The 19,859-nt window shown below is 66.4% G+C and carries 14 protein-coding genes and 2 pseudogenes; 4 read left to right on the plus strand and 12 right to left on the minus strand.

The window, feature by feature from the left end; genetic code table 11:
• Positions 1-4: 4 nt before the first annotated feature.
• Complete coding sequence (locus O8I58_RS03650; protein ID WP_298320780.1) at positions 5-511, minus strand: DUF6644 family protein; 507 nt, start codon at positions 509-511, stop codon at positions 5-7.
• 16 nt (positions 512-527) lie between these two features.
• Positions 528-974: a DUF6152 family protein gene (locus O8I58_RS03655; RefSeq protein WP_298320782.1), complete on the minus strand. Its 447-nt coding sequence runs from the start codon at positions 972-974 to the stop codon at positions 528-530.
• A 169-nt stretch (positions 975-1,143) separates the two neighbouring features.
• Between O8I58_RS03655 and O8I58_RS03660 the strand changes: the two genes are divergently transcribed.
• Positions 1,144-1,764: a hypothetical protein gene (locus O8I58_RS03660; protein ID WP_298320784.1), complete on the plus strand. Its 621-nt coding sequence runs from the start codon at positions 1,144-1,146 to the stop codon at positions 1,762-1,764.
• Between the two features lie 78 nt (positions 1,765-1,842).
• Here O8I58_RS03660 and O8I58_RS03665 read toward each other — a convergent pair whose 3' ends face one another.
• Entirely contained in the window at positions 1,843-2,730 is an 888-nt protein-coding gene (locus tag O8I58_RS03665; RefSeq protein WP_298320786.1) for a LysR family transcriptional regulator, read from the minus strand.
• Positions 2,731-2,820: 90 nt separating this feature from the next.
• Here O8I58_RS03665 and O8I58_RS03670 point away from each other — a divergent pair, with 90 nt between their 5' ends.
• Positions 2,821-3,816 carry an NAD(P)H-binding protein gene (locus tag O8I58_RS03670; protein WP_298320788.1) on the plus strand — a complete coding sequence of 332 codons (996 nt, stop codon included), beginning with the start codon at positions 2,821-2,823 and terminating at the stop codon, positions 3,814-3,816.
• Positions 3,817-3,867: 51 nt separating this feature from the next.
• On the opposite strand, the gene O8I58_RS03675 is transcribed toward O8I58_RS03670, so the two are convergent.
• Both O8I58_RS03675 and O8I58_RS03680 read right to left on the minus strand, forming a co-directional pair.
• Entirely contained in the window at positions 3,868-4,620 is a 753-nt protein-coding gene (locus O8I58_RS03675; RefSeq protein ID WP_298320789.1) for a hypothetical protein, read from the minus strand.
• A 19-nt stretch (positions 4,621-4,639) separates the two neighbouring features.
• Positions 4,640-6,778: a TonB-dependent siderophore receptor gene (locus tag O8I58_RS03680; protein ID WP_298320791.1), complete on the minus strand. Its 2,139-nt coding sequence runs from the start codon at positions 6,776-6,778 to the stop codon at positions 4,640-4,642.
• Positions 6,779-6,949: 171 nt separating this feature from the next.
• Between O8I58_RS03680 and O8I58_RS03685 the strand changes: the two genes are divergently transcribed.
• Positions 6,950-9,472 (plus strand): PepSY domain-containing protein, encoded by a 2,523-nt coding sequence (locus O8I58_RS03685; RefSeq protein WP_298320793.1) that lies wholly within the window; start codon positions 6,950-6,952, stop codon positions 9,470-9,472.
• A gap of 64 nt (positions 9,473-9,536) precedes the next feature.
• Here the strand turns inward: O8I58_RS03685 and O8I58_RS03690 are convergent, their stop codons facing one another.
• Entirely contained in the window at positions 9,537-10,580 is a 1,044-nt protein-coding gene (locus O8I58_RS03690) for an aldo/keto reductase (protein ID WP_298320795.1), read from the minus strand.
• Positions 10,581-10,605: 25 nt separating this feature from the next.
• The gene (locus O8I58_RS03695) at positions 10,606-11,814 is read right to left on the minus strand and encodes an MFS transporter (protein ID WP_298320797.1); all 1,209 of its coding nucleotides are present in this window, start codon (positions 11,812-11,814) and stop codon (positions 10,606-10,608) included.
• A gap of 108 nt (positions 11,815-11,922) precedes the next feature.
• Between O8I58_RS03695 and O8I58_RS03700 the strand changes: the two genes are divergently transcribed.
• Positions 11,923-12,843, plus strand: coding sequence for a LysR family transcriptional regulator (locus O8I58_RS03700; protein WP_298320798.1), 921 nt, complete (start codon positions 11,923-11,925; stop codon positions 12,841-12,843).
• Between the two features lie 169 nt (positions 12,844-13,012).
• Here the strand turns inward: O8I58_RS03700 and O8I58_RS03705 are convergent.
• From O8I58_RS03705 to O8I58_RS03725, 5 genes and pseudogenes are all read right to left on the minus strand, one after another.
• Positions 13,013-14,003: pseudogene (locus O8I58_RS03705) on the minus strand (XdhC family protein).
• Positions 14,000-16,208: pseudogene (gene paoC, locus O8I58_RS03710) on the minus strand (aldehyde oxidoreductase molybdenum-binding subunit PaoC). The pseudogenes O8I58_RS03705 and paoC overlap by 4 nt, the downstream one beginning before the upstream one ends.
• A gap of 2 nt (positions 16,209-16,210) precedes the next feature.
• The gene (locus O8I58_RS03715; RefSeq protein WP_298320799.1) at positions 16,211-17,161 is read right to left on the minus strand and encodes an FAD binding domain-containing protein; all 951 of its coding nucleotides are present in this window, start codon (positions 17,159-17,161) and stop codon (positions 16,211-16,213) included.
• Entirely contained in the window at positions 17,158-17,802 is a 645-nt protein-coding gene (paoA, locus tag O8I58_RS03720) for an aldehyde dehydrogenase iron-sulfur subunit PaoA (protein ID WP_298322694.1), read from the minus strand. The genes O8I58_RS03715 and paoA overlap by 4 nt, the downstream gene beginning before the upstream one ends.
• A 787-nt stretch (positions 17,803-18,589) precedes the next feature.
• Positions 18,590-19,693 carry a carbohydrate porin gene (locus O8I58_RS03725; RefSeq protein WP_298320802.1) on the minus strand — a complete coding sequence of 368 codons (1,104 nt, stop codon included), beginning with the start codon at positions 19,691-19,693 and terminating at the stop codon, positions 18,590-18,592.
• Positions 19,694-19,859 lie beyond the last annotated feature (166 nt).

A 19,859-nucleotide genomic window follows, 5' to 3' on the forward strand; every position in this document is an offset into this window, starting at 1 on the left:
GCGCTCAGAAAATGAAGGCGATCATGCGGCCGCTGACAATCACGCCCAGCCACAGGGTCAGCGAGGTCGCACCCGCGATCCGTGCCTGCCAGGGCGGCGCACGACGCGCATCCCACGCCACGCGATGGCGGCGTTGCAGCAGGTGCCAGGCCACCAGGTTCACACCTGCCAGGACCAGCAGCACCAGCTTGGCCAGCAAGGCAGGATTGGTATAGATCCGCGAGGCCTGCGGCAGGAACAGCAGCACGCCGGAACTGAAGGTCAACAGCGCACCGATCCAGCTGAAGGGCAGCACCTGCGCACTCAAGCGTGAAATGGGCAGCTGTGGAAATGCGAGGCCCAGCAACCGCAAGTCCACAACGGCGACGCTGCCGACCATCAGCAGCAGCGACAGCACATGCAGCACATCCAGCGCCGGGAACAGATACAGCGATTCGCGCAGGTACTGGCTGACAGGCAGGTCGTACAGCCTTTCGAAGAAAGCCTGCAACTGCGGACTTGGATCGGGCATGGCGACGTTCGCCGGGTCAGGACCTGGCAGCGGCGGGCGCCGGCTCCTGGCCCTTGCCCTTGTCACCCGGGCCGCCGTCGCCGGGCGTGCCGCCGTTGATCACCCGTCCGTCCGGCAGGGTCACCAGGCGTCCATCCACCAGGCGCACGCCGGGCTTCTTGGTCAGGTAGCCATCCACGATCAGGGTGTCGCCGATCTTCAGGTCGCCCTGCTTGAAGCCCCGTCGCGAAAGCGCGCCAGGTCCGGCGCCTTCCACCGCCCAGTTGCTGACCTCGCCCTTCGAATTGACCACGTCCAGGTGGAAGTAACTATGCGGATTGGTCCACTCGATCTTGGTCAGCTTGCCCTTCAGGCGCACCGGCTTGTTGGCATCGTAGAGCGCGGCGAAGGAATGGTGCGCCTGCGCGCTGGCCGCAAGGATCGTCAACGCCAACAGGCCGGAACGCAGCAGACGCTTCTTCATGTGCAATCACGCTAGGGACGAGCCCGCATCGTAAGCAGTGACTGCCGTACCCAACTAATGACGGAAAGTTTCCGGGACATGCCACCGCATCCCGTTGTAGCCCTGGAATACCTGGCCAACACTTTCGACAGGAATTCTTCTTGCCTTGATCGGGCCCGGAGCGAGCGTCTTGCGCCACAACCACCGTCTCACCGCCTTGCTGGGCATGGCCATGATCGCGTTCACCGCGTGCAGCGCGCACGGCCCAGCGCCATCGGTTGCATCCGACCATCCTGCTCCCGCACTCGCCGCACCGCCGGTCGAGGCGCTGGTCACCTTGCAGGACCTGATGCTCAACGAGGTCGATGCATCGGCGGACGCGATCTGGGACGCAACCGGCAGCATCACCACCAGCGCGGGCACCATCGACCGCAGGCCGCGCACCGATGCGGACTGGGACGCCCTGAGACGTCACGCGATCGTGCTGCTTGAATCCACCAACCTGCTCGTCATCCCGGATCGCAAGGTCACCGATGCACCCTTCCCGTCCGACGGGCCCGGTGTGTTCAGTTCGGCCCAGATCCAGCAGCAGATCGACGCAAACCGCAGCGAGTTCAACGGGCTCGCCCTGGGCCTGCGCCAGGTCGCGCGCGCGCAGTTGGAAGCCATCGACCGCCGCGATGTCGACGCGCTGCTCCAACTCGGCGACGCGATGGATACGGCCTGCGAAGCCTGCCATCGCGTCAACTGGTATCCCAATGAAGTCGTCCCGGCGCTGCCACGGGATCCGCCGCCACCGGCCTCGACCTGAGCTTCCCTGGCCACCAACGAAATGCCCCACCGGTTACTGGAGCGGCTGCGCTCCGGACCGCCAGCGATCCGTACGGGATCAGCCTGCGTAGGCTAAGAGTCCCTCGGCCAGGGCATCGAACGTGACACGGCAGGCCGCGTTGTTCCGCAGCCCCTCATGCATGGTGATCCAGGTTTCCAGCTGGATTGAAAACTGATCCGCCAAGACGCGCACCAGGGCCGGATCACGCGCGGCGACCAACGCCTGGCACGCACCGATCCCGGCGCCACTCCTGATCAGCGCCAGCTGGGCGACGTTACTGTCGGTCCGCAGTGAAAAAAGCTCGCGACCGAAACCGCGGACCGACTGCTCCACCTTGCGGATGAACGCCGACGCCTGGTCGTAGCCGATGACCGCGTGGTCGGCCAGCGCATTGATCGAAGCTGGCGTGCCATGGCGTTCGAGATAACGCGCATGGGCAAACAATCCGACGTCGATCACGCCCACCCGGCGGGCGATCAGTTGCAGCTGATCGGGCTGCACCATGCGCACGGCGATGTCCGCTTCGCGACGCAGCAGATCCTGCACCCGGTCGGTCAGCACCAGTTCGACCTTCAATTCCGGATACCGCGCACGCAGCTGCGTGATGATCGGTGGCAAGACCTCCACGCAGATGACATCGCTGGCCGAAACACGGACCACGCCCTGTACCGCCTGCCCGCCGCTTGATGCGGCGCGCTCCAGGGATGCGGCGGTATGGTCCATCGCTTCTGCATGCGCGCGCAGGGAAAGCGCCACCGCGGTCGGCATCAGGCCCACCTGTGAGCGCGTGAAAAGCACCACGCCCAGCGCCTGTTCCAACGCGGCGATATGCCTGCCAACGGTGGGTTGGGTGATGCCCAGTGCGCGCGCGGCCCCGGACAATGTCCCTGCTTCCAGCACGCCCAGGAAGGAGCGGTAGAGTTCCCAGCGAATCGTCGAGGCCATGCGGAAATGTATAGCCGCTACACCATGCCCGGCAATTCCTTTCGGATTGCGCCGCGCCCACGATGGACTTCAATGACGAAGGAGATCGCGATGGCAACGCAAGACACGGCACTGGTGCTCGGCGCCACAGGTGGCATTGGCGGGGAAGTCGCCCGACAGTTGGTCGATGCAGGATGGACGGTACGTGCACTCAGCCGCCGACATGTCCCGGTGGGGGATGACACACCAGGCATCAGCTGGATCACCGGCGATGCCTTGAACAGGCACGAGGTCATGGCTGCAGCCGAAGGTTGCAGCGTCATCGTGCATGCGGTGAATCCACCGGGCTATCGCCGCTGGGCGTCGCTGGTGCTGCCGATGCTGGACAACAGCATCGAAGCGGCCATCGCCCAGGGCGCGACGCTGGTACTTCCGGGTACGACCTACAACTTCGGCCCCGATGCCTTCCCCGTATTGACCGAGGATTCGCCCCAGCACCCCCTCACCCGCAAGGGCGCCATCCGGGTCGAACTGGAGCGGCGACTGTTCGATGCCACCGGCAGTGGTGCGCGCGTCATCATCGTGCGTGCCGGCGATTTCTTTGGGCCCAGGGCGGGCAACAACTGGTTCTCGCAAGGACTGGTCAAGCCCGGGAAACCCGTCGGGAAAATCATCTATCCAGGCGCCCCGGGGATCGGTCACCAATGGGGTTACCTACCGGACGTGGCGCGCACCATGGTCGAACTGCTCGCGCGCAGGGAAGCACTTGGTCCGTTTTCGTGCTTCCACATGGCCGGCCACTGGGACGGCGATGGCACCGCACTGACCGGCGCGATCTGCCGCGCCGTCCATCGCCACGCGGGCCGCCCAGCACGCGTGGTGGGGCTTCCCTGGTGGCTGCTAACCCTGGCTTCGCCCTTCGTGGAAACCTTCCGTGAAATGCGCGAGATGCGCTATCTGTGGCAGACCCCGATCCGGATGGACAACGCGAAACTGGTGGCTACGCTGGGCTACGAACCGCACACGCCAATTGACGAAGCCGTCGTGGCGACGCTGGTGGGGATTGGCGCACTCGATCCGATGCCCGCAGCACCGGGCCTGGCCTGATATCGCAGCCTTGTGGAAGGTGGCGTCCCGGTCGCAGGACGCCGCCATTGCCTATGGTTCAACCGACCATTCGACCGCGGCATCGAACAACTTGAGCCCATCCGGGCTCAGGCTGGAGAACGTGTCGTTGTCCAGGAACAGCGCGACCCGGCGCGCCGGTGCGACGAAGTCGTAATCCATCGTCGCGCCCTTCTCGTAGGCGAATACCACCGCCTTGTCGGGTTCACCCGGCAGCGTGGCGATCACCGTCGCTGCACGTGCCGGCACGCCCCAACCCATCATCACGTCACGCGGGTACACATAGGTCTTGCCGTTGGGCACGCCGCCGGCCAGCGCATGCGGTGCGTTGATGATGCGGATGTAGTGCTCCTTCTCCACCTCGCCGTAATCCACGCCCTTCCTGCGGCCGGTCAGGCGCAGCGAATCCATCAGGTCGTTTTCCCAGGTCAGCAGCGGCACCTTGGTGTCCTTGAAGGCGGTGTCGGCCATCTCGCGCGACTGCACCACCGAAGACAGCACCACCAGGTCGTAGCCGGCCGCCCGCGTCGGGTCCACGGTCTGGTCGACGAAGGTCACCTTGAAACCCAGGGCTTCCAGGTGCGCGGCCACGATCCTGTCGGCGGCCAGGCCCTGTTGCTGGATCTGCCGATGGCGCTCATTGGCACCGGGCACTTCATCCAGCCGGGTGACGTAGAACACGCGTTTGCCGGCGTGCGCGGCCGGTTCGGCCCGGGCCGAACCGAACGAAAGCAGCAGCGACAACACCATCGCAAACTGCACGGCGGCTCTGGTCACACGTTGCATTGCAGGAAGCTCCATCGGGTCAGAAGTCGAAGGTGACATTGAAGTTCAGCGTGCGCGGCAGGCCGACGGCGAGCTGGCCGCTGCCGGCCGCACTCCAGTAGCGCTTGTCGCTGAGGTTCTCGACGTTGAGCTTGAAGGTGGTTGGCACCCCATGCAGGCGCATGGCATAGGCGGCGCCGGCAATGTAGGTCGTGTAGCCCGGGATGCTGGCGCGGTTCTGGTCGTCGATCGGGCGCGAGGCCATCGCGAACGCACCAGTGCTCACCGACAGGCCTTCAAGGAACGGCACGCGATAGTTGAAGAACAGGCTCGCAGTGCGCTTGGGCGTGTTGTTGGGCGTGTTGCCTTCCAGGCTGGCAGTGGTCGCCTTGACGATCTCCGCATCCAGCAGCATGCCGGTGACCACGGCCGACAGGTTCTCGGTCAGGTTGCCCTGCGCGGAGAACTCCAGGCCCTGGTAGCGCGCCTGGCCGTTGAGCGCATAGACGCCGCTGTCATCGGTATCGGCCGAGGCCTGGTCCAGGCGGAACACGGACGCCGACAGCAGCGTGCCGTTGTCCATGCGATAGCGCGCGCCGACCTCCTTCTGCCGACTGACCGCCGCGGGCAGCGCCTGGCCGGCATTGATCGCCGCGCTGGGCGCGGTACCGCCGGATTCCAGGCCTTCGACGTAGCTCGCGTAGATCGTGGCCTTGGGCGAGAGCTTGTAGGTCACGCTGAAGGACGGCGTGGTCGCGCTGGTATTGTAGGAATCGGCATTGAGCTGGCGCGTGCCGTAGCGCGCATAGCGCAGCGCGCCGATGACCTGCCATCGGTCACCCAGCTCCACCCGGTCCATGGCGTAAACGCCGCTGTCGCGGATGGTCTGCTCGTAGAACGCGCGATCGCGCAGCGTGGTCTTCGAACCGGTCGGCGAGCGCGTCAGTGAGGTAATGGTCACTGCGTCGTACATGTTCTGCGCGGCGGTGTACATGTAAGTGTTGAAGCTGGGCTGGTAGAGCTTGTTGGCATCGGCACCGACCTGCAGGTGATGGATTGCCGGACCGGTGTGGAAGACGCCCTCGACGCTGCCGCGATAGTTGGTGTTGGTGTATTCCTGGCCCTTCTGGTCGGCGCCGTAGACGGTGCCTTCGCCCGTGGTCTTGTTGTAGTTGTCGAAGATCCACAGCCAGCGATCACGGCGGGTCACCGACTGGCCGGCGCTGAAGCGTGCCGTCCACAGGTCGCTCAACGCGTACTCACCACTGAGCAGGTGCGTGGTGGCATCGGACAGCGTGTCCTTGCCTTTCATCGACAGCAGCTTGCTGGCGTCCGGCAGGCTCGGCAGCGTGATCACGCCGTTGACCGCAGCCGGCGGGACGATGGCCGCCTGCTCGGTGATGCGCGCGCGGATGCGCTCCACGTCGTAATGCAGGCTCAGGCGGCTGTTGACGTCCCAGTCCAGCGCGGCGCTGGCCATCTTGCGGTAGCCGTTGTCGCCGTCGATGGGCAAGTGGATGTTCTGGTCCACGGCGTTGACGCGGATGCCGAACTGCTTTTCGCTGCCGAAGCGGCGGCCCACGTCCAGGTGCACCTGGGTCCCGCCCTGGTCGTCGGCCGACAGCGACACCGAGGTGATCGGCTTGACCGTCGCGCGCTTGGTGACCAGGTTGACCACGCCGCCCGGCGTGACAAAACCGTAGTACAGGGCCGCGGCGCCCTTGAGCACTTCCACGCGCTCCTTGTCTTCCATCGGGATCGGCACATTGTTGTCGAACGGCAGCACCCCGTTGAACAGGTAGCTGGCGCGGTTGTCCAGGTTGATGCCACGGATGGAGAGCTGGTCGTAGGCCACCCCGCTCTGCTGCTGGCGGACCACGCCGGCCACGTTGCGCAGCGCGTCGTACAGCCCCGTCGCGCCCTGCGCGTCCAGCAGGTCGCGCGAAACCACGTTGATGTTGGCCGGCACGTCCAGCATGTCCATGCCGCGATACGGGCCAGTCTGGCTGTCGGGCACGGTGAAGCCGTTCTGGCGCAGGCCGACGACCTTCACCGCATCCAGGTCGGCCTGGGTGGGCATATCGGCGGCAGGAATGGCCGGCGTTTCGGATTCGGAGGCAAACGCAGGCAGCGCCGCAAGCAAGGCCAGCGGCAGCAGGCGGGGAACGAGTCGGGACATGGAGAACCTGTGGTGTGGAGATGGGCACACCGCGCCGTTCTTCCGTGACATTAGATGCGAATGCGTCGCATTAGTCTAGAATGATGCACTGCCACAAACAATCGCCGACCACAGGCCGCCCGTGCATACCGACAGCTTTTCCACATTGAAAACGGCGCCCGGGTTTTCCCAGTGATCAAGAACATCCTGTTCCAGCTGCACTGGTTCCTCGGCATCACCGCCGGCACTGTCCTGGCGCTCATGGGCATCACCGGCGCAACGCTATCGTTCGAGGACGAACTGGTGCGATGGACCACGCCGGCAACCGACACCATCGCCGCGCAGCAGCGCGCCGGCCTGGCGCCGCTGACGATGGAGCAGCTCGTCGTGAAACTGCGCCCGTCACCGAAGGCCGAGCTGACCCGCTTCAATCTCGACCCTGGCGGCGAGCGCCTTTCGAGCATGCGCTTCAAGGGCGTCGATGGCAGCGTGTACTTCGACCCCTACAGTGGCCAGGCATTGCCGGAACCCACTCTGGCGCCGGTGCTGCAGTTCATCGAAGACCTGCATCGGCGCCTGGTCGCCGGCGAGGCCGGCAAGCAGGTCACCGGTGCCTGCGTGATCGTGCTGGTGTTCTTCTGCCTGTCCGGGCTGTACCTGCGCTGGCCGCGTCGCTGGTGGTCGCTGCGCGAGTGGTGGCAGGTGCAGTGGCAGCGCAGCGGACGCAGCTTCCTGTGGAGCCTGCATTCGGTCGTCGGCACCTGGTGCCTGGTGTTCTATCTGCTGATCGCGCTCACCGGCCTGTACTGGTCGTACGACTGGTACCGGACCGGTTTCGTGGCGGTGCTCGGCGGTGAACCACGCAGCGAAGGCCGGCCGGCCGGAAAGCCGGCCAGGGGCATGGATCTGAGCGCCGTGCAGCACGCCATCGACCAGCTGCCTGGACTGCCGGGCCTGGCGTACGAACTGCGCTTCCCCAATCGTCCGGGCGCGCCCCTGACTGCGCGCTATCGCCAGGCCGATGCACCGCATCCGCGCGCATTCGACAGCGTGGACATTGATGCCGCCACCGGCCAGATCCTCAAGCGCACCCGCTATGCCGACCAGCCGCTGGGCAGGCAGCTGATCACCAGCGTGTTCGCACTGCACTCGGGCAGCTTCTTCGGCCTGCCCGGGCGCGTGCTGGTGATGCTGGCCAGCCTGTGCATGCCGCTGTTCCTTGTCACCGGCTGGATGTTGTACCTGGACCGGCGTCGAAAGAAACGGCAGGTGCGTGACTCGCGCGCCGGCCTCTCACCCGGACTGGTCAACGACGGCGCTGTAGGCACCCCATGGCTGGTGTCCTTCGCCAGCCAGAGCGGCTTCGCCGAGCAGCTGGCCTGGCTCACCGCCGGCCAGCTGCGTGCGGCCGGCCTGGCCGTGCAGGTCGAACCGATTGGCCACCTCGACGATGCACTGCTCTCCAGGACGCGCAATGCGCTGTTCGTCCTCAGCACCTTTGGCGATGGAGAAGCGCCAGACACCGCACGCGCCTTCGAACGCAGGTTCCTGGACAAGCTGCATGCCTTGCCCGAACTGGGTTACGCGATGCTGGCGCTGGGCGACCGGCAGTACACGCGTTTCTGTGGATTTTCCCGGCGCGTGGAGACCTGGCTGCATGCACAAGGGGCGCGTCCCCTGTTCCCGCCGATCGAAGTCGACCGCGACGATGCGGAGGCACTCGCGGCCTGGCAACAGCAGCTGACCGGCATCACCGGCCTGCAGGCGCAGACGCCGCTCGTGCAGCAGATCCCCTGGCAGGCATGGACACTGCGCGAGCGCACCCAGCTCAATCCCGGCAGCGCAGCCGGTGAGATCTGGCATGTCGCCCTGGTCCCGCCCGACGGTGTGCACTGGAAAGCCGGCGACATCCTTCAGATCGCGCCCTGCAACAACGATGTACAGATCGCACAAGCGCTCGCATGCGCAGGCCTTGCACATGCCGAAGCCGTCCTGGTCGATGGCAGCCATCTCCCACTGGCACAGGCCCTGGCCACGCGCGCCCTGCCCCCACCCGGGCCAGGCGCGCAGCAGGTCGTCGATGCACAGGCGTGGCTTGATGCCCTTCCAGCCTTGCCGCACCGCGAATATTCAGTCGCCTCGATCAAGGAAGACGGTGCTGCGGAGCTGGTCGTGCGCCTGACCACCACGCCCGATGGACGCCATGGGCTTGGATCGGGCTGGTTGTGCCTGCATGCAGCACCTGGGACGGCGGTGCAGGCCCGGATTCGCAGCAACAACGGCTTCCATCGCCTGGAGGACCGCGCGCCGATGCTTTTGATCGGCAATGGCACCGGCATCGCCGGCCTGCGCAGCCTGCTCAGGGAGGCGGACACCGCCGGCCATCACGGCCACTGGCTGATCTTCGGCGAGCGCACTGCAAGACACGACCACCTGTTCGCCGATGAGATGCAGCATTGGCAGCAGCAGGGGCACCTGGCCCGCGTCGACCTGGCGTTCTCGCGTGACCAGCCGGAACGGCGCTACGTGCAGCATCAACTGGCCGAAGCCGCGACCGAGTTGGCGCAATGGGTGAACGCAGGCGCGTCGCTGTATGTCTGTGGCTCGCTGCTGGGCATGGCCGAAGAGGTCGACCACACCCTGCGTACGGTCCTGGGCGACGACACCGTCGAGCAGCTGCTGGCATCCGCGCGCTATCGTCGGGACGTCTACTAGCGATACGCCGAACCGTGGGGGGAGAAGCTGGTCTTCGCTCTAGATCAACGACCGGGCATCCCCTTCAACCTCCCACCTGCACCGCAAGCGGGCTGCGCTCGCTGAACTGTCCGCGCCAGTAGGGGTAATACGGATACGGCGCATCCACCAGACTGGCCGCGTCCAGCCGCGCCAGCTGCCCGGCATCCAGCGACCAGCCGACCGCGCCGAGGTTGTCGCGCAACTGCGCCTCGGTACGTGCGCCAATCAGGACCGTGCTCACCGTCGGCCGCTGCAGCAGCCAGTTGATCGCGATTTGCGGAATCGTATGGCCGGTTTCGCCGGCAATCGCATCAAGCACGTCAACGATGCCGAACAGGCGTTCGTCATCGACCGCAGGTCCGAACGCGGCGGTGTCGTGCAGCCTGCTCTGCTCCGGCAGCGCCTGGCCACGGCGCAGCTTGCCGGTCAGCCGGCCCCAACCGAGCGGACTCCAGACCACCGCGCCCACGCCCTGGTCGATGCCGAGCGGCATCAGCTCCCATTCGTAGTCGCGGCCGGCCAGCGAATAGTAGGCCTGGTTGGCGACGAAGCGACTCCAGCCATGTGCGTCGGCGACCGACAACGACTTCATCAGCTGCCAGCCGGCGTAGTTCGATGCACCCAGGTAGCGCACCTTGCCGGCACGCACCAGGTCGTCGAGCGTGGACAAGGTCTCCTCCACCGGCGTCATCGCGTCGAAGGCATGCAGCTGCAGCAGATCGATGTAGTCGGTGCGCAGGCGCTTGAGCGAAGCCTCTACCGCGCGCAGCAGGCGGAAGCGCGAAGCACCCGCATCGTTCGGCCCATCACCCAGGCGCAGGCCGGTCTTGGTGGAGAGCAGCACCTGATCACGGCGGCCCTGCAGCGCGGCGCCGAGGATCTCCTCCGACGCGCCATCGGAATACACGTCGGCGGTGTCGAACAGATTCAGGCCCGCGTCCAGGCACAGATCGACCATGCGCCGGGCCTGTTCGACGCCGGTATCGCCCCAGGCCGAAAACAGCGGTCCCTTGCCGCCGAAGGTGCCGGCACCGAAGCCGAGCACGGGGACTTTCAGGCCGGAACGGCCGAGGAAACGGGTGTCCATGGATATCTCGCAGTAGGAGGATCGATCAGCCGGCCTGTGCACAGGCCGGCGCAACAGCACCGCGGCGTTCGGCCCGCACGCTGAGCAGCGCAATGACCAGCCCCACGCTCGTGATCAGCGCTGCGACCCAGGGTGTCGCCGGCAGGCCCAACGCACTGGCCACCACGACCCCACCGACCCATGCACCCAGCGCGTTGCCCAGGTTGAAGGCAGCGATGTTGAGGCTGGAAGCCAGGTTCTGGCCCGCGCCCTGTGCCTGGTCCAGCACCCGCAGCTGCAGCGGCGCGACGGTGGCGAATGCAGCCACGCCGAGCAGGCCGACGAAGGCGATCATCGCGATCTGCGAATGCAGCACGAAGGTCATCAGCACCAGCACCACCGCAAGGGCGACCAGCGAGCCGATCAGCGTGGGCGTGGGGCGACGGTCGGCCAGACGACCACCAAGCAGGTTGCCGACGATCATGCCGACGCCGAACACCAGCAATACCGGCGACACCGCAGCCTGGCTGAAGCCAGTGACCTCCACCAGCAGCGGCTGGATGTAGGTGAATACCGCGAACACGCCCGCATAGCCCAGCACCGTCATTGCCAGCGCCAGCAGCACCTGCCTGCGGCCCAGCACCGCCACTTCCTCGCGCCAGTGCACGGCCCTGCCCGCGCCGGCCGAGGCCGGTACCCACCACGCGACCACGGCCAGGGCGATCACACCGATCGCGGCCACCGCCCAGAACGTCGCCCGCCAGCCGAAGTGCAGGCCCAGCCACGCACCGGCCGGCACCCCAAGCAGCGTGGCCACGGTCAGTCCGGCGAACATGATCGAGATCGCCGACGCCTTGCGCTCGGCCGGCACCAGTGAGGTCGCCACCACCGCGCCGACACCGAAGAAGGTGCCGTGGGCCAGCGAGGTCAGTACGCGCGCGGCCATCAACATGGTGTAGTCCGGCGCCAACGCGCAAGCCAGGTTGCCCAGGGTGAAGATCGCCATCAGCGCGACCAGTACCGCTTTGCGCGGCAGCTTGGCGGTGGCAAGGGTCAGCACCGGGGCACCGACAAACACGCCCAGCGCGTAGCCGCTGATCAGCATGCCAGCGGCGGGAATGGAGACGCCGAGGTCACTGGCCACCTGCTGCAACAGGCCCATCAGCACGAACTCGGTGGTGCCGATGCCGAATGCACCGATGGTCAGGGCATACAAGGCGGCGGGCATGCGCGATGCGGAAGTCGGAGGAGACACGGGGGACGCTCTGTCTGCAGAAGGAAGGGCGACCATCCTGCGCATCCACGCTTGCCACTAAAACCACTATTATCCTGAATCACTTTCAATTATTTATTGATAATGGCCATGGACCGGATTGGCGACATCGCCCTGTTCCTGCGAGTGCTGGACCTGGGCTCCATCACCGCCGCAGCCCGCAGCCAGGACCTTTCGGTCGCCGTGGCCAGCCAGCGCCTCCAGCGCCTGGAACGCGACCTGGGCGTGCGCCTGTTCCACCGGACCACCCGCCGGCTACATCCCACGGCCGAAGGCCAGGCTCTGGCCGAGCGCGGCCGCCCGCTGGTGGAAGAGTTCGAGGCGCTTGGCGAAGGGCTGCGCGAGCGTGCGGTCGGCGTCACCGGAACGCTGCGCGTGACCCTGTCCGCATCCTTCGGGCGGCAGTACGTCTCGCCGCTGCTTCCGGCGTTCCAGGCACTGCATCCACAGGTCAGCATCAGCGCGCATCTGAGCGACGATCTGGTCGACCTGGTGAAAGACGGATTCGACCTGGCCATCCGCATCGGTCCCATGGAGGATTCGGGCCTGGTGGCCCGGCCGATCGCCTCCAACCACCGCGTCCTGGTCGCCTCGCCCGATTACCTGCGCCGTCGCGGCGTGCCGCAGCACCCCGACGAGCTCTCGAACCACGACGGCATCCTGCTGATGGGCCGCACCGGGCGGCAGGACACCTGGCAACTGACCGCGCCCGACGGGGAAACGTTGCGGGTCCGCATGCGCAGCAGGTTCGAAAGCAATTTTGGCGAACTGCTCAGGGACGCCGTGGTGGCGGGCCAGGGCATTGCGCTGCACTCGCTCTGGCACGTGGCGGACGACCTGCGGGCAGGACGCCTGGAGGTCGTGCTGCCCGCGTATCCACCGCCTGTTTCGCAGATCAATGCCGTCACGCCGGCACGCCGCCTGCAACCACCGCGGGTCCAGGCGTTCGTCGACTTCCTGGCCGGGCGATTCATGGCTCCTCCGTGGGAGCATCAAGGCGATGCCATCTGAGACCAGCGACCTGGCCGATCACGCCGGGCAGTCGGCGATATCCCCCGCCTGAATCGAGGCGGCCAACACGCGTGGCCTCGCAATGGTGGTCCATCCCAGGCCGGGCTTCCCCGCTACGGCCATGCTTCTGACGCAGACGCTTGCGGCAGCAATCGCTCCATTGCCTGGCTCAGCGCCCCTTCTGTTCGATGGCCTCGATTGCCTCGGCGATGATGCCCATCGCAATCCCGTGTGGCGTTGAGCCGGCCACCCGTTGCCCCGCCGGCATCCGGAGCCTGCCCAGGTCCGCATCCTGCACACCCAGTGCCTGCAACGCTGCCAGGCGCCCCCTGCGCTTGCCACGACTGCCCAGCACCCCGATGCAGGCGGCCTCCGATGCCAGGCCCGCCTGCATGATCTGCAGGTCGGCGCTCGCATCGTGCATGAGGCTGTAGATCGCCGTGCGGTCGTCAAAGCGAAGCGCTGCCAGCGCGGTGTCCAGGCGCCGCCGTTCGTAGTGCGACACAGGGAGCCCCGGCGGCGCGGCAACAGGCCCATCGGGTCGCACCACATGCAGGTCGATCCCGAACCGCGGCGCCAGTTCGACCAGCGCGAGTACCGCCGGGTCCGCGCCAAACACGACCAGCCTGGGCGGCACCTGATGGACCTGGAGGACTTCGTCGCGCTCCGCTGCCTGGGCCGCACCCAGGTAGCGAACGCTGCCGGAACCGCGATGCAGCGCCATCCGCAGGGGAAGGCGAAGCTCGCGATGGTGCCAGCGACGGGCCAGGTAATCGCCCAGATCCGGCAGTGGCCTGACCAGGATGCCAATCCGTCCACCGCAGCTGAGCTGGATGTCCAGGATGGGACTGTCCTGCCCGTAGTCCAGATAGCGGGACTGGCCATCTGACGATGCAGGCCATGGCTTCCAGGGCTACGGCGGCTTCAACGCATCCGCCGGACACGTAACCGGCCACTCGTCCGTCGCTGCAGATCGCCATCTCACTGCCCACCGGACGGGGGGCAGATCCCTGCACGTCGATCAGCGTCGCCAAGGCGCACTGCAGGCCCTGCTGATGCCATTGGCCCAGGACTGGCAACAGGTCCGCAACCAGGCCGTAGCTGGGCCACTCCGGCCACGGGTTGGTGGTTGGGAAACTGGGCGCGAGCCGGGCGTTCATGCAGTCAGCGGGCCAGGCATTGCAGCCAGCAACTTGTCCAGCGTGACCGGATAGTCGCGCACGCGCACACCGGTGGCGTTGTAGGTCGCATTGGCGATGGCTGCGGCAACGCCGCAGATGCCGAGTTCGCCCACGCCCTTGGCCTTCATCGGCGAAGTGGTCGGATCGGTCTCATCCAGGAAGATGACTTCCTGGTGCGGGATATCCGCATGCACCGCCACTTCGTAGCCGGCCAGGTCGTGGTTGACGAAGAACCCCAGCCGCTTGTCGACCACCAGCTCTTCCATCAATGCCGCGCCGGCACCCATCGCCATCGCACCGATCACCTGGCTGCGCGCGGACTTCGGGTTGAGGATGCGGCCGGCCGCGCACACCGCCAGCATCCGGCGGATGCGGATTTCGGCCGTGGCGCTGTCCACGGCCACCTCGACGAAATGCGCGCCGAAGGTGGACTGCTGGTACTTCCTGGCCAGGTCACCGAACTCGATGCTGTCCTCCACCGTCAGGTTGCCCGCTGCCGCCGCATCGGCCAGCGCCAGATGCTTGCGGCCCACCGATACCCTGCCATCTGAAAACTCGGCCTTGGCCGGGTCCAGTCCAAGCTTGCCAGCGACCGCCTCGCGTAGCTTCATGCAGGCCGCGTAGACGCCGGCGGTGGAACTGTTGGCACCCCACTGCCCGCCCGACCCGGCCGAGACCGGGAACGCCGAATCACCCAGGCTGACCTTGCACCTGCTCCAGCCGCAGGCCCATGACCTCGGCGGCGGTCTGGGCGATGATCGTGTAGCTGCCGGTGCCGATGTCGGTCATGTCGGTTTCGACCGTGACCACGCCCTCGCGATCCAATGTGACGCGCGCACCGGACTTCATGTTGAGGTTGCCGCGATATGCCGCGGCCACGCCGATGCCGATCAACCAGCGGCCTTCGCGACGGCTTGCCGGGGTGGCGCTGCGCTTGTCCCAGCCGAATTGCTTGGAGCCGGTCTGCAGGCACTCGATCAGCTTGCGCTGCGAGAACGGCCGCTCCGGGTTGGCCGGATCGACCTGGGTGTCGTTGAGGATCCGGAACTGGATCGGGTCGAGCTTGAGCTTCTCGGCCATCTCGTCCATGGCGATCTCCAGCGCCATCAGGCCCGGCGCCTCGCCCGGCGCACGCATCGCATTGCCTTCGGGCAGGTCCAGCACGGCCAGGCGCATGGCGGTCATGCGATTGGCGCCGGCGTAGAGCAGTTGGGTCTGGGCGACGGCTGTTTCCGGGCCGCCGCCTTCCAGGTCGCCCGACCAGCTTTCATGGCCGATCGCGGTGAGCTTGCCGTCGGTCGTGGCACCCAGGCGCAGGCGCTGGATCGTGGCCGGGCGATGGGTGGTGTTGTTGAACATCTGCGGCCGGGTCAGGTTGACCTTGACCGGGCGGCCCACGGCCCTGGCGCCGACCGCGGCGAGAATCGCATCAGTGCGCACGAAGAGCTTTCCGCCGAATCCGCCACCGATGTACGGCGACACCAGGCGCACGTTTTCCTTCGGCACGTCGAGCGTCGCCGCCACGTCACCCACGCTCCAGGCGATCATCTGGTTGGAAGTCCAGAGGGTGAGCTTGTCATCCTCCCAGCTGGCGATGGATGCATGCGGCTCCATCATGGCGTGGGAATGATCGGGCGTGGTGTAGGTCGCATCCAGCTGCACCGGTGCAGCGGCGAACGCACCGGCGAAATCGCCGACCGCTGTGTCTCGATCAGACGCGCCGCTGGGCATGGTCGCGCTGCTACGCGCGGCGGCCAGATCGAACGCACCAGGCTTGCGTGCGTAATCCACCTTCACCAGCTGCGCGGCGGCGCGCGCCTGCTCAAAGGTCTCGGCCACCACCAGCGCGATGGCCTGGTGGTAGTGCTGCACCTCCGGCCCGCCCAGCAGGTGCGCGGTGTTGAATTTGCCCTTGCCCAGCTTGCCCGCGCTGGCGGCCGTGACGATGCCCAGCACGCCCGGCGCGGCCTTGGCTGCAGCCAGGTCCATCGAACGGATCTGGCCCTTGGCGATCGTCGCGCCAACGACGAATCCATAGACCTGGCCGGGCACCACGTCGTGGCGCTCATATGCATACGGCGCGGTGCCGGTGGTCTTGAGCGGACCATCGATGCGATCGTGCGGTTTGCCGATGACCTTGCCCTGGTCGATCGGGTTGGTCGTGGCGGGGGTATCGAATCGCATGTTCAAGCCCTCGCTTCAGCAATGATCGCGCCCAGCGCACGCTCGGCCAGCGGCACTTTGAAGGCATTGTGTTCGGTTGGCCTGGCATCGGCCAGCAGGCGGTCCACCACGGCCTTGGCACCGTTGGGGAACTGCGCATCGGCGGCCGCATCGCGCCAGGGTTTGTGCGCCACGCCACCCAGCGCGACGCGACCGGTGCCGTCGGGCTGCACGATCGCGGCCACCGACACCAGTGCGAACGCGTAGGAGGCCCGGTCGCGGACCTTGTGATAGACCTGTTTTCCGCCGACCGGCCTGGGCAGGGTCACCGCAGTGATCAGCTCGCCGCGCTCCAGCGTGGTCTCGATATGCGGCGTGGTGCCGGGTGCCTTGTACAACTGCTCCAGGGCAATCGTGCGGGTCTTGCCGCTGGCCTGCAGCGTTTCGACCTTGGCATCCAGCGCACGCATGGCCACGGCCATGTCGCTGGGATGGGTCGCGATGCAGGCCTTGCTGGTGCCGACGATGGCCAGCATGCGGTTGAAGCCTTCCAGTGCGCCGCAACCACTGCCCGGCAGGCGTTTGTTGCAGGGCTGGCTGGTGTCGTAGAAATACGGGCAACGGGTCCGCTGCAGCAGGTTGCCCGCAGTGGTGGCCTTGTTGCGCAGCTGGCCGGACGCGCCGGCAACCAGCGCACGCGAGAGCAACGGGTAATCGGTCCGCACGACCTTGTCGGCGGCCAGGTCGGTGTTGCGTACCAGTGCGCCGATGCGCAAGCCGCCATCGGCGGTCTTCTCGATGCTGTCGAAGCCCAGTCCATTGACGTCCACCAGATGCGTGGGCGTTTCGATCTGCAGCTTCATCAGGTCGATCAGGTTGGTGCCGCCGGCAATGAACTTCGCATTCGGCGTCCGGACCAGCGCCGCGGCCGCGTCGGCCGGTGATGAAGCACGTTCGTACGTGAAGGCTTTCATGCGCGCGCTCCCGACACTTCGGTGATCGCTTCGACGATGTTGGAGTACGCACCGCAACGGCAGAGGTTGCCACTCATGCGCTCACGCAGTTCGGTCGCCGTCACTTCCATCGTCGCGTTGAGGTCCTCGCTGACGTGGCTGGGAATGCCCTGCTTGATCTCGTCCAGCACCGCCACCGCCGAACAGATCTGGCCTGGCGTGCAGTACCCGCATTGGTAGCCATCGTGCTTGACGAACGCCGCCTGCATCGGATGCAGTGCACCGGGCTGGCCCAGGCCTTCGATCGTGGTGATCTTCGACCCTTCATGCATCACCGCGAAGCTCAGGCAGGTATTGATGCGCCGGCCATCGACGATCGCCGTGCAGGCGCCGCACTGGCCGTGATCGCAGCCTTTCTTGGTGCCGGTGAGCTTGAGATGTTCGCGCAGCGCATCCAGCAGCGTGGTGCGTGTATCCAGCTCAAGCGCGACCGGTTTTCCGTTGACCTCGAAGGCCACGCGCTGGGTGGTGACCTGCTCGGGGGCCGGTCCCGCCAGCGCAGCGCGGGCGGGACCGGCCATGAGGCTGCCAGAGGCCGCCGTCGCCACCGAAGCAGTTCCGGCCTTGAGCAGGACGCGACGGGTGATCTTCAGATCGTTCAATGGAGTCTCCATGCCTGGCTGAACCTCTTGGCTAGGTGGGAAAGAAACTGGGCCGGCAGCATTCGGCTGCGCACGCGAAATTGGACTTGCGGAAACGAAACGGCAACGCGCGACCCAAGGCGAGCGCAACACCCCCGATTCTAGGCGTCTGAAACCGCGCCGTTACGCCGTCGAACGACTAAGTCCTATTCGCCTGGCTCATCAATCCGCCTTGCTGACAGGCCTGTCATCGCCGTGAAGCCTGCCGCGCCATCTCCGCCGAAGCCCGAGGCTCCACGGTCACGCCGGGCCATGCCGCTGCACGGGACAGAGACGCCAGTTCCAGTCAATGCATCGTGAAACCCAGCGCTTGCCTGGAGCAGCGCCGATCAAGTTTCTGACAAGCCCATCGGACCGCCCGCGCAGGCGGTGCCGGCCCACCCGCGGAGGAGCATTGCGCGCCCCCGCCACCGGACCCGGCACGCGGCATTCCTGGAGCGGATGGAAGGATTGGTTTTGGTGCCGTGGCGGGTATTGCCCGCGCTGGGCGTCTCGCCCCTGGCAGGACCGCACACAGCATCAGTGTGGACGGTCGCACACGTCTAGCGCGCGGCCACAGCCTCACCAGCGACCTCAACGCCGGGCGGCGGGTGCTACGCGAAGCGCATCCAGTCGTGACGATGCCGCCAGGTTTCGGACAGGCCCCGCACTGGCGGTCGAAGACACGCCAGTGATGCCGCTGGAACCGAAGGGCCGGAAGCTGGGTTGCCCGAGCGAACCGCGCCCGATGCAAGCCATCGAAGCCCGCTTAGAGCGTGGCCTGCGCCTGCAACACAAACACCCAGCTGTCCGGCCTGCTGGCATAACCGCCCGGGCGGGTCACGTACTGCAGTGCAGGACGCAGGATCAACCAGCGCCTGACCTGCACGCCGTAGTTCAGTTCGACGAACTGCTCGTCAGTCTGCACGTCCTTGCCGGTCAGGCGCTGGTAGTCGGCCAGCCGGCTGGAGACATCCAGCCGGTTCCAGGCCAGGCTCAACGCATCGTCCTCGCGCGAGGCCACCAGGCCACGCCAGCTCAGGCCGGCTTCCCACGAATAACGCAGCAGGCCGGTCTTCGCATCGGCCTGGGTGGCCACGCCGAACACGGATAGACCACGCACAGTGTCACCTTCGGGCTTCCACACGCGCTGGGCTGCCTGCACGTACGAACCACTGCGATGCGAGGCATACGGCGCGGCTGGATTGCCGATATCGGCCGCGTTGGAGGTATCCAGGTAATAGCCGACTTTGTAGGTGCCGGTGTAGTCGTAGCCGGTCTTGCCGTGGGTGAAGCCCACTTCCACCGGCAGGAAGATGCCGGTCTTGCCTTCCGCCGAAATCCGGAAGCCATTGCCAGCCTGCTTGCGCGTCGGGTTGACGTCGTACACGCCAGCCTGCGCGTACCAGCCCGAAGGATCGGCCCACTTGACCCGCAAGCCCCACTGGCCGGTCGGATTGTCCAGCCAGCCCGAGCTGTAGATTGGCCCCAGCGGATGGCCGCACTGGGCGTTGTTGTTGAAGTTGCAGGTGTACGGCAGGCCACCGTAGTCGTTGCCCATCGAGTAGAAACCGCCCTTCAGGCTGAGCCGCTTGGCCAGGAAGAAGCGCTCGTAGGACAACTCGTTGAAACGCAGGTTCTGGCCCTGGCCCCAGAACGCCTGGTTCTGGACGTACGAGCCGGTGGAACGGTCGTTGACCGCGTTACCGAAGCGGTCGGAGAACACCACCCGCATCGTGCCGTCGAAACCGAACAGCTTGCCGGTGTCGATGATCGCGCCCAGGTCGAAATGCTCGGCCGTGGACCAGCCGTTGCCGCGATAGCCGTTGCTGTTGACGCCACTGGCCACGACGATGCGCGCGGTCGGCGTCACGCCGCGGTCCTGCAGCCATTTGCGCGCGTCCCAGTCCGCAGCTGAGCGGCGTCTGGGCGATGGTATCGACCGACTTCTGCTTGGGCTTCGGGCGCTCGGCCTCCTCGGCCTGCGCCGTCAGGCTGAAGGCGGCCAACATGCCGGTAACGATCAGATGGTGGTGCCT

Source organism: Pseudoxanthomonas sp., from assembly GCF_027498035.1.
In the GTDB taxonomy this organism is placed as follows: Bacteria; Pseudomonadota; Gammaproteobacteria; order Xanthomonadales; family Xanthomonadaceae; genus Pseudoxanthomonas_A.